The 12,692-nt window shown below is 64.8% G+C and carries 16 protein-coding genes; 11 read left to right on the plus strand and 5 right to left on the minus strand.

The annotated features are described in order from the left end of the window. The first annotated feature begins 227 nt into the window (after positions 1 to 227). Positions 228 to 1,109, plus strand: a complete 882-nt coding sequence (locus tag FHW81_RS22005) for a LysR substrate-binding domain-containing protein (protein WP_003104408.1) — start codon at positions 228 to 230, stop codon at positions 1,107 to 1,109. Between the two features lie 68 nt (positions 1,110 to 1,177). On the opposite strand, the gene FHW81_RS22010 is transcribed toward FHW81_RS22005, so the two are convergent. Next, complete coding sequence (locus FHW81_RS22010) at positions 1,178 to 1,357, minus strand: PA1571 family protein (RefSeq protein ID WP_003104406.1); 180 nt, start codon at positions 1,355 to 1,357, stop codon at positions 1,178 to 1,180. A 209-nt stretch (positions 1,358 to 1,566) separates the two neighbouring features. On the opposite strand from FHW81_RS22010, the gene FHW81_RS22015 reads away from it, so the two are divergent. Both FHW81_RS22015 and FHW81_RS22020 read left to right on the plus strand, forming a co-directional pair. After that, on the plus strand, positions 1,567 to 2,712 hold the full coding sequence (locus FHW81_RS22015; RefSeq protein WP_003144857.1) for an ATP-NAD kinase family protein: 1,146 nt from the start codon (positions 1,567 to 1,569) through the stop codon (positions 2,710 to 2,712). Positions 2,713 to 2,722: 10 nt separating this feature from the next. Beyond that, complete coding sequence (locus tag FHW81_RS22020) at positions 2,723 to 3,319, plus strand: DUF1287 domain-containing protein (protein ID WP_003104401.1); 597 nt, start codon at positions 2,723 to 2,725, stop codon at positions 3,317 to 3,319. A gap of 114 nt (positions 3,320 to 3,433) precedes the next feature. Here the strand turns inward: FHW81_RS22020 and FHW81_RS22025 are convergent, their stop codons facing one another. Both FHW81_RS22025 and FHW81_RS22030 read right to left on the minus strand, forming a co-directional pair. Beyond that, the gene (locus FHW81_RS22025) at positions 3,434 to 3,715 is read right to left on the minus strand and encodes a pyrimidine/purine nucleoside phosphorylase (protein ID WP_003087375.1); all 282 of its coding nucleotides are present in this window, start codon (positions 3,713 to 3,715) and stop codon (positions 3,434 to 3,436) included. 94 nt (positions 3,716 to 3,809) lie between these two features. Next, positions 3,810 to 4,361, minus strand: coding sequence for an exonuclease domain-containing protein (locus FHW81_RS22030; protein ID WP_003104398.1), 552 nt, complete (start codon positions 4,359 to 4,361; stop codon positions 3,810 to 3,812). 103 nt (positions 4,362 to 4,464) lie between these two features. Between FHW81_RS22030 and FHW81_RS22035 the strand changes: the two genes are divergently transcribed. Next, positions 4,465 to 5,331, plus strand: a complete 867-nt coding sequence (locus FHW81_RS22035) for an NAD(P)-dependent oxidoreductase (protein ID WP_003104396.1) — start codon at positions 4,465 to 4,467, stop codon at positions 5,329 to 5,331. 6 nt (positions 5,332 to 5,337) lie between these two features. Here FHW81_RS22035 and FHW81_RS22040 read toward each other — a convergent pair whose 3' ends face one another. Next, positions 5,338 to 5,679 (minus strand): DMT family protein, encoded by a 342-nt coding sequence (locus FHW81_RS22040; protein ID WP_003104394.1) that lies wholly within the window; start codon positions 5,677 to 5,679, stop codon positions 5,338 to 5,340. 115 nt (positions 5,680 to 5,794) lie between these two features. Between FHW81_RS22040 and FHW81_RS22045 the strand changes: the two genes are divergently transcribed. From FHW81_RS22045 to FHW81_RS22055, 3 genes are all read left to right on the plus strand, one after another. Then, positions 5,795 to 6,550, plus strand: coding sequence for a hypothetical protein (locus FHW81_RS22045; protein ID WP_003104393.1), 756 nt, complete (start codon positions 5,795 to 5,797; stop codon positions 6,548 to 6,550). A gap of 103 nt (positions 6,551 to 6,653) precedes the next feature. Then, complete coding sequence (locus FHW81_RS22050) at positions 6,654 to 6,908, plus strand: YkgJ family cysteine cluster protein (protein ID WP_003087397.1); 255 nt, start codon at positions 6,654 to 6,656, stop codon at positions 6,906 to 6,908. 133 nt (positions 6,909 to 7,041) lie between these two features. Beyond that, the gene (locus FHW81_RS22055) at positions 7,042 to 7,650 is read left to right on the plus strand and encodes an START domain-containing protein (protein ID WP_003104390.1); all 609 of its coding nucleotides are present in this window, start codon (positions 7,042 to 7,044) and stop codon (positions 7,648 to 7,650) included. A gap of 114 nt (positions 7,651 to 7,764) precedes the next feature. On the opposite strand, the gene gltA is transcribed toward FHW81_RS22055, so the two are convergent. Next, on the minus strand, positions 7,765 to 9,051 hold the full coding sequence (gene gltA / locus FHW81_RS22060; protein WP_003087400.1) for a citrate synthase: 1,287 nt from the start codon (positions 9,049 to 9,051) through the stop codon (positions 7,765 to 7,767). Between the two features lie 348 nt (positions 9,052 to 9,399). On the opposite strand from gltA, the gene sdhC reads away from it, so the two are divergent. From sdhC to FHW81_RS22080, 4 genes are read left to right on the plus strand one after another with little or no spacing between them, the layout of a single operon-like run. Then, entirely contained in the window at positions 9,400 to 9,786 is a 387-nt protein-coding gene (gene sdhC / locus FHW81_RS22065) for a succinate dehydrogenase, cytochrome b556 subunit (RefSeq protein ID WP_003104388.1), read from the plus strand. Next, positions 9,780 to 10,148, plus strand: coding sequence for a succinate dehydrogenase, hydrophobic membrane anchor protein (gene sdhD, locus FHW81_RS22070; protein ID WP_003104386.1), 369 nt, complete (start codon positions 9,780 to 9,782; stop codon positions 10,146 to 10,148). Before sdhC ends, sdhD begins: the two co-directional genes overlap by 7 nt. Before the next feature lie 3 nt (positions 10,149 to 10,151). Next, positions 10,152 to 11,924, plus strand: a complete 1,773-nt coding sequence (gene sdhA, locus FHW81_RS22075; RefSeq protein WP_003087407.1) for a succinate dehydrogenase flavoprotein subunit — start codon at positions 10,152 to 10,154, stop codon at positions 11,922 to 11,924. Between the two features lie 11 nt (positions 11,925 to 11,935). Beyond that, positions 11,936 to 12,643, plus strand: a complete 708-nt coding sequence (locus tag FHW81_RS22080; RefSeq protein WP_003087410.1) for a succinate dehydrogenase iron-sulfur subunit — start codon at positions 11,936 to 11,938, stop codon at positions 12,641 to 12,643. Positions 12,644 to 12,692 lie beyond the last annotated feature (49 nt).

Consider the following 12,692-nt stretch of genomic DNA (forward strand, 5'->3'; position numbering starts at 1 on the left):
TGCCCTGGCAGGGGCTGGCTGCCGAGGCGCTGGCGCGCTGTGGTGAAGCGATGGAAACAATTCCGGATAAATAAATGAAATCGATTTATCAAATTTTAAATATAAGTTTTACTTGTTTGTCCGTAAGCCTGGCGCGGCGTGGGTCGAGGAAGTTGACCGAACGGTCATTCCCGTGTGCGCCGCCCATGGCGCGGAACCCCTTGTCCTGCCTGGAATGGTGAAGGTCCATGTCGGTATCCCATGCACAGTTGAAGGCTTTCCATGCGGTCGCCGTGTACGGCAGCTTCACGCGCGCCGCCGAGCGCCTGTTTCTCACCCAGCCGGCGGTTTCCGACCAGGTGCGCAAGCTGGAGGAGCGTTACGGCGTGCTGCTGTTCCACCGTAACAAGCGCTCGGTGCGCCTGAGCGAACTGGGCGAGCGCCTGCTCGCGGTGACCCAGCGGCTGTTCGCGATCGAGGCCGAGGCGGAGGAGCTGTTGTCCGCCTCCAGCGCCCTGCAGACCGGCACCCTGACCCTGGCGGTGGATGCGCCGGTGCACGTATTGCCGCAGATCGCGCGTTTCTGCGAGCGCTATCCGGGCATCGCGGTGCGGGTGGAGACCGGCAATACCGACGAGTCTCTGCAGCGACTGTTCAGCTACCAGGCCGACCTGGCCCTGTTGGGCCGGGACGTCAGCGACGAGCGGTTGCTTTCGCTGACCCTGCGCAACGACCCGATCGTCGCCTTCGTTTCGCTCAGCCATCCGTGGGCCGGGCGCGAGTCGATCCGGCTCGCTGATCTCGACGACATGCCGCTGGTGCTGCGCGAGCAGGGCTCGGTGACCCGCCAGACCCTGGAGGAGGAGATGAGCCGCGCCGGCCTGCGGATCCGTCCGGCGATCCAGGTCGAGGGCCGCGAGGCCTCGCGCGAGGCGGTGGTGGCGGGGATCGGCGTGGGGGTGGTGTCGGCCGCGGAGTTCGGCGCCGACACGCGGGTCCATGCGCTACCCATCGTCGATTGCCAGCGACGCCTGACCGAGACCCTGGTGTGCCTGCGCGAACAGCGTTCGCGGCGGATCGTCGAGACCTTCCTCGACCTGGTCGGCGAGGACCTGCCGGCGCCGAGCTAGGGCGCGGCTTCGCGGAAGCGAAAAAAAGCCCGGCGGATGCCGGGCTTCGAAGTCGTGCTGGCGGGCGCTCAGGCCTGCTTCTGTTCCTGCTCCAGGGACCTGTCCAGTTCGCGGCAGGCGCGCTGGATCATCACCTCGGTGATCGGGATCTCCCGGCCCTGGGCGTCGATGATGGCGCCACCGGTGTGCTGCTGCGTATTGAAGGGGATCACGCGGCGCTTGGCGGTATCGGTGTGTTGCGAATTCATTGCCCGTCTCCTCATCAGGTTTATCGGCAGTCTAGGGAGCGCAGATGAAACCGCCGTGACAAACGGCGGATGTCGTGCCGCTCCAACGCGAAAGCCATGGACCATAGCAATCTTGCAGTCGGCGTGCCAGCTTGCCGGCTACCGCTGGGTTTTTCTGGTTATAGTGGTCCGACCGGTGTGGGCGTCCTGGAGTTCGCCCGAGGATGAGTATGGACATGTTTCGCCTGGGGTTGGTGGTCAATCCCCTGGCCGGGCTGGGTGGCCCGGTCGCCTTGAAGGGTAGCGACGGGGTGGCCGCCGAGGCCCTGGCCAGAGGCGCCGAACCACGTGCGCTGGAGCGCACCCGGATAGCCCTGGAGTGCCTGTTGCCGCTGGTCGAGAAGATCGAGTTCCTGACCTTTCCCGGGGCCATGGGTGGCGAGTTGCTCGAGCGCATGGGCTTCCGCCATCGCCTGCTCGGCGAGTGGCAAGGAGCGGTCAGCAGCGCGGCGGATACCCGGTTGGCGATCGAGCGCCTGCAGGAGGCCGGTGTCGCCCTGATCCTGTTCGCCGGTGGTGATGGCACAGCACGGGATGTTGCCGGGGTGGTGCGCGAGCAACAGCCGGTGCTCGGCATTCCGGCCGGGGTGAAGATCCACTCCGGGGTCTATGCCATCAGTCCGCGCGCGGCCGGCGAATTGGCCAGGCGCCTGGTCGAGGGCGGCCTGGTGCGCCTGGCCAGCGGCGAGGTGCGCGACCTCGACGAAGAGGCGCTGCGCGCCGGCCGCGTCGCCGCGCGTTGGTACGGCGAGATGACAGTGCCGGAGGAGGGCCACTTCATGCAGCACGTGAAGCAGGCAGGGATGGAGTCCGAGGAGCTGGTGCTGGTGGACCTCGCCGACTGGCTGGCGGAAAACTGGGAAGACGGCGTGCGCTATGTGCTCGGACCGGGCTCGACCTTGCATGGCCTGGCGCGCAATCTCGGCCTGGAAACCACCCTGCTGGGCGTCGACGTGCTGGAGAATGGCGCGGTGATTGCCCGCGACGTCGACGAGGCGCGGCTGTTCGAACTGGTGGACGGTCATCCGGCGTACCTGCTGGTCACCGCCATCGGCGGCCAGGGCCACGTGATCGGTCGCGGCAACCAGCAGATCAGTCCCCGGGTGTTGCGCGCCATCGGCCTGGAGCGCATGCGGGTGGTCGCCACCAAGCGCAAGCTGGGGACCCTCGGGGGCCGGCCGTTGCTGGTCGACAGCGGCGACCCGGTGCTGGACGACAGCTTCCCGGACGCCATCCGGGTCTGGGCCGGCTACAAGGAAGAACTGCTGTATCCGCTGGGATACGCGAAGGACCAGGACGCGCCCGCGGGCGCTTAGGAGGAAAAGGATGGACAAGGACGTATCCGGCGCGCTGCGCCGCCTGTTGCTGCTCGCCATGCTCGGACTGCCGCTGGTGGCGGCCGCTGCGGTCGAACCGCAGCGACTGGTGGATGCGGCGCGTGCCCAGGTGGGTGTGACCCTGGGCTACGACCCGGCCTACCGGCAACTGGACTATCCGGGCGGCGACGTGCCGCTGCAGACCGGGGTCTGCACCGACGTGGTGGTCCGTGCGCTGCGCGGACAGGGGCTGGATCTACAGAAGGCGGTGCACGAGGACATGCGTCGCCACTTCGCGGCCTACCCGCAGCAATGGGGAATGAAAGGTACCGACCGCAACATCGATCACCGCCGCGTACCGAACCTGATGACCTGGTTCAGCCGCCAGGGCCTGGCCCTGGCGCCTAGCCGCGACGCTTCCGCCTACCGGGCCGGAGACATAGTCGCCTGGCGCCTGGACAACGGCCTGCTGCATATCGGCGTGCTTTCCGATCGCAGGCTGGAGGGCAGGCCGCTGGTGTTGCACAACATCGGTGCCGGCGTGCGGGAAGAGGACCTGCTGTTCCGCTACCAGGTCATCGGCCACTACCGCTTCCCGCAGGGCTGAATGGGCTGGGCAAGCCGCTCCAGCGGCGGATGAGCGTACCTTGATCCCTCCGCCGCCGCTGGACGGCGGGCAAGAAAAAACCGGCCTGCGGCCGGTTTTCCTGTCTGCCCGGGCTCAGCGGTATTCGCAGAGGTAGGCGGTGTCCTGGGCGACCTTGAGCTGGAACTTGCTGTTCGCCGGGACGGTGAACTGGCTGCCGCTGGCGTATTCCTGCCACTCGTCACTGCCCGGCAGCTTGACCGTCAGCGCGCCGGCGACCACATGCATGATCTCCAGCTGGCTGGTGCCGAACTCGTATTCGCCTGCCGCCATCACGCCGATGGTGGCCGGGCCGGCGGTCATGTCGAAGGCGATGGATTTGACGGTGCCGTCGAAGTATTCGTTGACCTTGAACATGGGCTTCTCCTGAAGGGGTGAACAGGCGGGTTTGAAAAGGCCCGCCAGTATGCCCAAGCCTCGGAAAGGCGTCACTAGGCGGCGCGGGCCTCGTTCAATGCTCCACCGGCAATACCAGCGGCAGCAGCCGTGCGGTATTGCGGGCATCCTCCAGGGCGCGGTGCTGCTGGCCCTGGAAACTCATCCCGGCCAGTTGCAGGGCCGCGTTCAGGCCGACTGGGCGGGGCAACTGGCGGACTTCGCCGAAGCGTTGCTTGAGATTGACGTGCGGCACTTCGCTGAGCTGGCTGGTCAGCCCGTGCTGGCGCCATTCCTGCTCCAACTGGCGGCGGTCGTAGTCGCCCCAACTGGCCCAGCCGGCCAGTCGCGGACGATGCTGGGCGAGCCAGCGCTCGAAGGCTTCCCAGACCGTATTGAGATGGGCTGCGCCATCGACGTTGGCCTGGCTGATATGCGTGAGGTCGCGGCAGAAGTGGGTCAGCAGCGGCCGCCTGACCGGCCGTACGAAACGCTGGAAGTGGTCCAGTTCGCGGGCGTCCGCGGCGGCGACCAGGGTGGCGCCGATCTCGATGATTTCCATTTCCTCCAGGGGCCAGCCGCCTTCCGCGGTGGTGGCCTCCAGATCGATTACCAGCCAGTGAGGCATCGGAGCTATCCATACCAGGGTCCGCGCTGAGTATGGCGGGGCTTCCGGACCTCGGCAAACCGCTGTGCTAGGCTGCGGGATCGGATTTCGAGGAGATGACGGAATGACTGCGGTCGCATTTCTCGGCCTGGGCACGATGGGCTACCCGATGGCCGGGCACCTGCAACGAGAGGGCTACGACGTCTGTGTCTACAATCGCTCGTCGGCCAAGGCGCTGCGCTGGGTCGAGGAGTACGCCGGACGGCGCGCCGATACGCCGCGCGAGGCCTGTGCTGGCGCCGAGCTGGTGTTCTGTTGCGTCGGTAACGACGACGACCTGCGTGCCGTGGCGCTGGGCGAGCAGGGCGCCTTCGCCGGAATGGCGCCGGGCAGCCTGTTCGTCGACCACACCACCGCTTCGGCGGAAGTCGCCCGCGAGCTGTCGCTGCTGGCTGCCGAGCGTGAGCTGGGCTTTCTCGACGCGCCGGTCTCCGGCGGCCAGGCAGGCGCGGTCAACGGCGCCCTGACGGTGATGGTCGGTGGCGAGGAGGCCTTCTATCGACGCGCCGAACCGCTGTTGCGCAGCTATGCGCGGATGGTCCGGCGAATGGGCGACGTGGGTAGCGGGCAATTGACCAAGATGGTCAACCAGATCTGCGTCGCGGGGCTGCTCCAGGGCCTGGCCGAGGCGCTGCACTTCGCCCGGTGCGCCGGTCTCGATGGCGAGGCGGCGATGCAGGTGATCGGCAAGGGCGCGGCCCAGTCCTGGCAACTGGAAAACCGCCACCAGAGCATGCTGGCCGGAGAGTTCGACTTCGGCTTCGCCGTGGACTGGATGCGCAAGGACCTGTCGATCCTGCTCGCCGAGGCGCGGCGCAACGGCGCGCAGTTGCCGGTCACGGCGCTGGTCGACCAGTTCTACGCCGAAGTGCAGGCGATGGGCGGCGGTCGTTGGGATACCTCCAGCCTGATCGCCCGGCTGCGTTCGTGACGCGGCTCAGGCGCGGAAGATGAAGTACACCGCGCCGAGCAGGCACAGGCCGGCCCAGAGGTAGTCCAGTTTCAGCGGCTGCTGCATGAAGTAGACGCTGAACGGGACGAAGATCGCCAAGGTGATGACTTCCTGCATGATCTTCAGTTGGCCGACCGAGAGTTCGGTGTAGCCGATGCGGTTGGCCGGTACCTGCAGCAGGTATTCGAACAGCGCGATACCCCAACTGATCAGGGCGGCGATGATCCAGGGCTTGCTGTTGAGAGTCTTCAGATGACCATACCAGGCGAAGGTCATGAACAGGTTGGAACAGGCTAGCAACAAGGCGGTTTGCAGCCAGACGGGCATGATGGGTGGGCTCCGGGGGATTGGGACGGCGCCGCAGCCTAATTGGCTGCGGCGATAAATCCAAGTGGGCAGGCATCGACCGGTAGGGGCTGGTGCTCGGAAAAGGATGAAAGGTATGCGGTTGCACAAACGCTCGCTGGTCTGGGGGCTCGCCTTGAGCGGGCTGGCCGTCGTGCTGGCGGCCGCCTGGTGGGCGAGCCAGGCGTCGCGGGAGCCGGCTCTGTGGAGCGAGCTGCGGGTGCCGCCGGCGTTTGCCATCCCGCGCGATTTCGACCTGGGCGAATACCGCTTGAGCTGGGGCGGCAAGAGCCTCGCCCTGTCAGTGGCGGGTAGCGCTCGGCCGCCGTTGTGGGAGAGCGAGGGCGGTTTTCTCGGGGCCGGGCGGGAAAGCGCCGGTCGCCTGCAGTTGCGCTGCCAGGAGCAGAGCCTGGAGAGCTTCGAACTGGTCGGTCGACGCTTGTCCCTGAAGGGGCACCTGCGCTGCGCCGATGGCCGGCTCAGCGCCTACGAGCTGTCGTTCGAGCCGCGCCAGGGCGGCGTGGAGGTGCGCGTCGCGCTGGCGGACAGCGAGCTGAACCGGGTCGCCCTGTCCTGGCGGCGTGGAGCGGGGGAGCGCTTGTCCGGTATCGTCGATGACGAGGCGGAAGGTCGCTCCTGGGTCTTGCCGGCCGGGGTCGCCGGCTACTGGAGTTCCGCTGGCAACGCCTTCCTCGGCCACTCGACGGCGGCGCAATCCCTCGACCTGCGCGAGCCGGGCCGCGTGCAATGGCGGGCAGCGACGGAGTCGGCCAGGGCCTGGCTGTTCGCTGCCGGCAACCGCGAGCAGTGGCAGCTTCGCAGCGCGCGTCTCGAGGCGGAAACGCGCCGCTGATCCGCCGGGCTTGGCGGCGGCCTGGCCGGTCCGTATTCTTTGCGCCCGTTTCGGACGGCTGTCCTGGCCGCTCCTCTGCCAACTTTCGGGCGAGATCCTTCCCATGCAATGTAGAGCCGGCTGCGGCGCCTGCTGCATAGCACCGTCGATTTCCTCTCCGCTGCCGGGAATGCCGGCCGGCAAGCCCGCGGGCGTACGCTGCCTGCACCTGGACGAAAACCATCTCTGCGGGCTGTTCGGCCGACCGGAGCGACCGGCCGTATGCGGCCAGTTCGGCGCCGATCCGGAAATCTGCGGCGACAGCCGTGAGCAGGCGCTGGCCCTGATCGCGGAGTGGGAAGTCATCACTGCCGCGTGAACGGGTTGGAAGTCTGGCTGTCTCACGCCATACTGCTGCGCATCCTGCGCCGAAGGCTCAGGATCGCGGCTTGCAGGGCGTCGACCGCCCGGCCGGCGAACCGAAAATAACCATAAAGAGAGGAACAGGAACGATGCGTGGCATTTTGCGTATGACCGTGCTGGCTGCCGCAGTGTTCGGGGTGGCCGGCAATGCGCTGGCCGAAGACTGGAAGCTGGCCAAGGACGAGGATGGCGTGAAGGTCTACCTCAGCAGTGTCCAGGGCTCCAAGTACAAGGCTTATCGCGGCGTTACCGACATCAAGGCCGACGTGGCGACCATCGAGGCGCTGCAGGAGGACGTCAAGGGTTCCTGCAAGTGGATCCATGCCTGCGCCGAGATGAAACTCCTGAAGCAGGAAGGCGCCGACGCCTGGACCTACTCGAAGATCGACATGCCCTGGCCAGTTACCGGTCGCGACGTGGTCATCCATGTCACCACCGAGAAGACTGCGGATGGCACCGTGATCCGTCACCTTAAGGCCGATCCGACCTATATCCCCGAGGAAAAGGGCCAGATCCGCGTGCCCAAGCTGGTCGGCGAGTGGAAGTTGCAGCCGAAGGGGCAGGGCGTGACGGAAGTGACCTACCAGGTGGAAACCGAGCCGGGTGGCAGCATTCCTTCCTGGTTGGCCAACAGCTTCGTGGTCGACGCGCCGCTGAACACCCTCAAGGGCCTGCGTAGCGCTGCCGAGAAGCGCTGAGCGCGCCTTCCTTGCAAAAAGACCGCCTCCGGGGCGGTTTTTTTGTGTCCGGCGGAAAGGGGCGGGCACAAAAAAGGCTGCCGAAGCAGCCTTTCTCGCCGGGCGTGACGGGTTTCAGCCGCGATCCTTGAGGGCGGTGAAGTCGCGCTGGGTGTGGCCGGTATAGAGCTGGCGCGGGCGGCCGATCTTGTAGGGGCCGGAGAGCATTTCCTGCCAGTGCGAGATCCAGCCGACGGTACGTGCCAGGGCGAAGATCACGGTGAACATGCTGGTCGGAATGCCGATCGCCTTGAGGATGATCCCCGAGTAGAAGTCGACGTTCGGGTACAGGTTGCGTTCCACGAAGTAGGGGTCGTGGCGGGCGATTTCTTCCAGCTTCATCGCCAGTTCCAGTTGCGGGTCGTTGATGCCCAGCTCCTGGAGGACCTCGTCGCAGGTCTGCTTCATGACCTTGGCGCGCGGGTCGAAGTTCTTGTAGACACGATGGCCGAAGCCCATCAGCTTGAACGGATCGTTCTTGTCCTTGGCCTTCTCGACGAACTTGTCGATGTTGGACACGTCGCCGATCTCGTCGAGCATGCGCAGCACCGCTTCGTTCGCGCCGCCATGGGCCGGTCCCCACAGGGCGGCGATGCCGGAGGCGATGCAGGCGAACGGATTGGCGCCGGAGGAGCCGGCCAGACGCACCGTGGAGGTGGAGGCGTTCTGCTCGTGGTCGGCGTGGAGAATGAAGATGCGGTCCATGGCCTTGGCCAGCACGGGGCTGATCGGCTTGGTCTCGCAGGGGGTGTTGAACATCATGTGGAGGAAGTTTTCCGCGTAGTTCAGGTCGTTACGCGGATACATCATCGGCTCGCCCTTGGAGTACTTGTACACCATGGCGGCGATGGTCGGCATCTTGGCGATCAGGCGATGCGCGGAGACTTCGCGATGCTTCGGGTTATTGATGTCCAGGGAGTCGTGGTAGAAGGCCGAGAGGGCGCCGATCACGCCGCACATCACGGCCATCGGATGGGCGTCGCGGCGGAAGCCGTTGAAGAAGGTCTTCAACTGCTCGTGAACCATGGTGTGGTTCTTGATGGTGCCGACGAACTGTTCCTTCTGCGCGGCGGTGGGCAGCTCGCCGTTCAGCAGCAGGTAGCAGGTTTCCAGGTAGTCGGATTTCTCTGCCAGTTGCTCGATGGGGTAGCCGCGATGGAGGAGGACGCCTTTGTCGCCGTCGATATAGGTGATCTTCGACTCGCAGGAGGCGGTCGACATGAAGCCAGGATCGAAGGTGAAGTGGCCCGTGGCGGTGAGGCCCCGTACATCCACTACATCGGGACCCATGGTACCGGATAGGACGGGCAGTTCGACGGGGGCTGAGCCCTCGATGATCAACTGCGCTTTTTTGTCAGCCATGATGGCCTCCTATTTATGCTTGAAATCATCAGTACCCCCCACGCAGGGCCCGCACCACTATAGAGGGATAAATTCGAAAGTCAATTTGCGCGAATCCATGCCGTAGAGCCTTCCGTGGCGGGGTTTTCGCAGAAAAAGGGGGCTATTTACGCCTTTTATAAAAGGCCCGCAATCAACCATTTGGCGATGGGTGTTTTCGTTGTCATTAGTAGCCTAACTGTCTATACTCGGCGTCCGACCGCAAGGGGTATTCCTGGCCCGCTTTCATAGACGGTCGCCACTCCCTGGTGATGGGTACCTGACAAGTGCACTTCCCGACAACTAGCCCTGTTCGTTAGGGCTCTCAGTGTGAAAAAAGCCGTGAATAGCAAACGACCTGTAAACCTAGACCTAAGGACCATCAAACTCCCTGTCACCGCTTACACGTCCATTCTCCACCGTATCTCTGGCGTCATCCTGTTCCTCGGTATTGCCGTGCTGCTGTTCGCGCTCGACAAGTCGCTGAGTTCGGAAGAAGGCTTCGAGCAGGTGAAGGCGTGCCTGACCAGTCCCCTGGCCAAGCTGGTGATCTGGGGCCTGCTGTCTGCGCTGCTGTACCACCTGGTGGCCGGTGTTCGCCACCTGGTCATGGACGCTGGCGTCGGCGAGACGCTGGAAGGCGGTAAGCGTGGCTCCAAAATCGTCATCGCCATCGCGGTGGTGCTGATCGTTCTGGCGGGGGTATGGGTATGGTAACTAACGTCACAAACTTCTCGCGCTCCGGCCTCTACGACTGGATGGCCCAGCGCGTTTCCGCGGTCGTTCTCGCGGCTTATGTCATTTTCCTGCTGGGCTACCTCATTGCTCACCCCAACATTTCCTACGCGGACTGGCACGGCCTGTTCTCGCAGGGTTGGATGCGCATCTTCAGCCTGTTGACCCTGGTTGCCCTGAGCGTCCATGCGTGGGTCGGTATGTGGACCATCTCCACCGACTACCTGACTTCGATGGCTCTCGGCAAGGCGGCGACAGTCGTGCGTTTCCTCTTCCAGGCGGTTTGCGGCATGGCGATGTTCGCATTCTTCGTCTGGGGTGTGCAGATTCTTTGGGGTATGTGATCCATGGCTAGCATTCGTACACTTTCCTTTGACGCCATCATCGTCGGTGGCGGTGGCGCCGGCATGCGTGCCGCGCTGCAACTGGCCCAGGGCGGCCACAAGACCGCCGTGGTGACCAAGGTCTTCCCGACCCGTTCCCACACCGTATCCGCACAGGGTGGCATCACCTGCGCGATCGCTTCGGCCGACCCGAACGACGATTGGCGTTGGCACATGTACGACACCGTCAAGGGCTCCGATTACATCGGTGACCAGGACGCGATCGAATACATGTGTTCCGTCGGCCCCGAGGCCGTGTTCGAGCTCGAGCACATGGGCCTGCCGTTCTCCCGTACCGAAACCGGCCGCATCTACCAGCGTCCGTTCGGCGGCCAGTCCAAGGACTTCGGCAAGGGTGGCCAGGCCGCCCGTACCTGCGCCGCCGCCGACCGTACCGGCCACGCGCTGCTGCACACCCTGTACCAGGCCAACCTGAAGAATGGCACTTCGTTCCTCAACGAGTGGTACGCGGTCGACCTGGTGAAGAACCAGGACGGCGCGGTGGTCGGCATCATCGCCATCTGCATCGAGACCGGCGAGACCGTCTACATCCGTTCCAAGGCCGTGGTCCTGGCCACTGGCGGTGCCGGCCGTATCTACGCCTCCACCACCAACGCGCTGATCAACACCGGTGACGGCGTGGGCATGGCCCTGCGTGCCGGCGTGCCGGTGCAGGACATCGAGATGTGGCAGTTCCACCCGACCGGCATCGCCGGCGCCGGTGTACTGGTCACCGAAGGTTGCCGCGGCGAAGGCGGTTACCTGATCAACGCCCACGGCGAGCGCTTCATGGAGCGTTATGCGCCGAACGCGAAGGACCTGGCCGGCCGCGACGTGGTCGCCCGTTCCATGGTCAAGGAAGTCCTGGCCGGCAACGGCGTGGGCCCGAACAAGGACCACGTGCTGCTGAAGCTCGACCACCTCGGCGAGGAAGTCCTGCACAGCCGCCTGCCCGGCATCTGCGAACTGTCCAAGACCTTCGCCCACGTCGACCCGGTCGTTGCGCCGATCCCGGTGATCCCGACCTGCCACTACATGATGGGTGGCGTTGCCACCAACATCCATGGCCAGGCCATCACCCAGGACGCCAACGGCAACGACCAGATCGTCGAAGGCCTGTTCGCCGTGGGCGAAGTGGCCTGCGTATCGGTACACGGCGCCAACCGCCTGGGCGGCAACTCGCTGCTCGACCTGGTGGTATTCGGCCGTGCCGCCGGTCTGCACCTGGAAAAAGCGCTGAAAGAGGGCATCGACGCCCGCGGCGCTTCCGAGAGCGACCTGGAAGCCTCCTTCAAGCGCCTGAACGGCGTGAACGAGCGCACCAGCGGCGAAGAAGTCGCTCCGCTCAAGCGCGAGCTGCAAAGCTGCATGCAGAACTACTTCGGTGTGTTCCGCACCGGCGAGTACATGCAGAAGGGCATCGCCCAGCTGGCCGACCTGCGCGAGCGTATCGCCAACGTCAAGATCAACGACAAGAGCCAGGCATTCAACACCGCGCGCATCGAAGCGCTGGAACTGCAAAACCTCCTCGAGGTGGCCGAGGCCACCGCGATCGCGGCCGAGCACCGCAAGGAGTCCCGTGGCGCCCACGCCCGTGAAGACTTCGAGGAGCGCGACGACGAGAACTGGCTGTGCCACACCCTGTACTTCCCGGGTGAGAAGCGCGTATCCAAGCGTTCCGTCAACTTCGCGCCGAAGACCGTTCCGGCATTCGAACCCAAGGTTCGGACTTACTAAGGGTGCCCGCCATGTTGCAAGTGAGTGTTTATCGTTACAACCCCGACAAAGATGCTGCGCCGTACATGCAGGATTTCCAGGTCGACACCAACGGCAAGGACGTGATGGTCCTCGACGTGCTGGCGCTGATCAAGGAACAGGACGAGGGCTTCTCCTACCGTCGTTCCTGCCGTGAAGGCGTCTGCGGCTCCGATGGCATGAACATCAACGGCAAGAACGGCCTGGCCTGCATCACCCCGCTGTCGGCCGCCGGCCTGAAGGGCGGCAAGCTGGTGATCCGTCCGCTGCCGGGCCTGCCGGTCATTCGTGACCTGGTCGTGGACATGAGCATCTTCTACAAGCAATACGAGAAGGTGAAGCCGTTCCTGCAGAACGATACGCCGGCCCCGGCCATCGAGCGTCTGCAGACCCCGGAAGAGCGCGAGAAGCTGGACGGTCTGTACGAGTGCATCCTGTGCGCCTGCTGCTCGACCTCCTGCCCGTCCTTCTGGTGGAACCCCGACAAGTTCCTCGGTCCGGCCGCACTGCTGCAAGCCTATCGTTTCCTGGCCGACAGTCGTGACACCAAGACCGAAGAGCGCCTGGCTTCGCTGGACGACCCGTTCAGTGTGTTCCGCTGCCGCGGAATCATGAACTGCGTGAACGTTTGCCCGAAGGGTCTGAACCCGACCAAGGCGATCGGCCACGTGCGTAATATGCTGCTGCAGAGCGGAACCTGATCCTCTCGCAGTTGTTATATGAGTTGTACCTAGCAACACCTGTGGCGCC

The sequence above is a fragment of the Pseudomonas sp. RC10-4-2 genome (assembly GCF_050433085.1).
GTDB classification, from domain to species: Bacteria; Pseudomonadota; Gammaproteobacteria; order Pseudomonadales; family Pseudomonadaceae; genus Pseudomonas; species Pseudomonas aeruginosa.

Bases quoted from the DNA above. Each gene is read 5' to 3' on its own strand.
- sdhD (WP_003104386.1), top strand. From the start codon at position 9,780: ATGGTAACTAACGTCACAAACTTCTCGCGCTCCGGCCTCTACGACTGG.
- FHW81_RS22020 (WP_003104401.1), top strand. From the start codon at position 2,723: ATGGACAAGGACGTATCCGGCGCGCTGCGCCGCCTGTTGCTGCTCGCC.
- sdhA (WP_003087407.1), top strand. From the start codon at position 10,152: ATGGCTAGCATTCGTACACTTTCCTTTGACGCCATCATCGTCGGTGGC.
- gltA (WP_003087400.1), bottom strand. From the start codon at position 9,051: ATGGCTGACAAAAAAGCGCAGTTGATCATCGAGGGCTCAGCCCCCGTC.
- FHW81_RS22045 (WP_003104393.1), top strand. From the start codon at position 5,795: ATGCGGTTGCACAAACGCTCGCTGGTCTGGGGGCTCGCCTTGAGCGGG.
- FHW81_RS22040 (WP_003104394.1), bottom strand. From the start codon at position 5,679: ATGCCCGTCTGGCTGCAAACCGCCTTGTTGCTAGCCTGTTCCAACCTG.
- FHW81_RS22005 (WP_003104408.1), top strand. From the start codon at position 228: ATGTCGGTATCCCATGCACAGTTGAAGGCTTTCCATGCGGTCGCCGTG.
- FHW81_RS22025 (WP_003087375.1), bottom strand. From the start codon at position 3,715: ATGTTCAAGGTCAACGAATACTTCGACGGCACCGTCAAATCCATCGCC.
- FHW81_RS22030 (WP_003104398.1), bottom strand. From the start codon at position 4,361: ATGCCTCACTGGCTGGTAATCGATCTGGAGGCCACCACCGCGGAAGGC.
- FHW81_RS22055 (WP_003104390.1), top strand. From the start codon at position 7,042: ATGCGTGGCATTTTGCGTATGACCGTGCTGGCTGCCGCAGTGTTCGGG.
- FHW81_RS22080 (WP_003087410.1), top strand. From the start codon at position 11,936: ATGTTGCAAGTGAGTGTTTATCGTTACAACCCCGACAAAGATGCTGCG.
- FHW81_RS22015 (WP_003144857.1), top strand. From the start codon at position 1,567: ATGGACATGTTTCGCCTGGGGTTGGTGGTCAATCCCCTGGCCGGGCTG.
- FHW81_RS22050 (WP_003087397.1), top strand. From the start codon at position 6,654: ATGCAATGTAGAGCCGGCTGCGGCGCCTGCTGCATAGCACCGTCGATT.
- FHW81_RS22010 (WP_003104406.1), bottom strand. From the start codon at position 1,357: ATGAATTCGCAACACACCGATACCGCCAAGCGCCGCGTGATCCCCTTC.
- FHW81_RS22035 (WP_003104396.1), top strand. From the start codon at position 4,465: ATGACTGCGGTCGCATTTCTCGGCCTGGGCACGATGGGCTACCCGATG.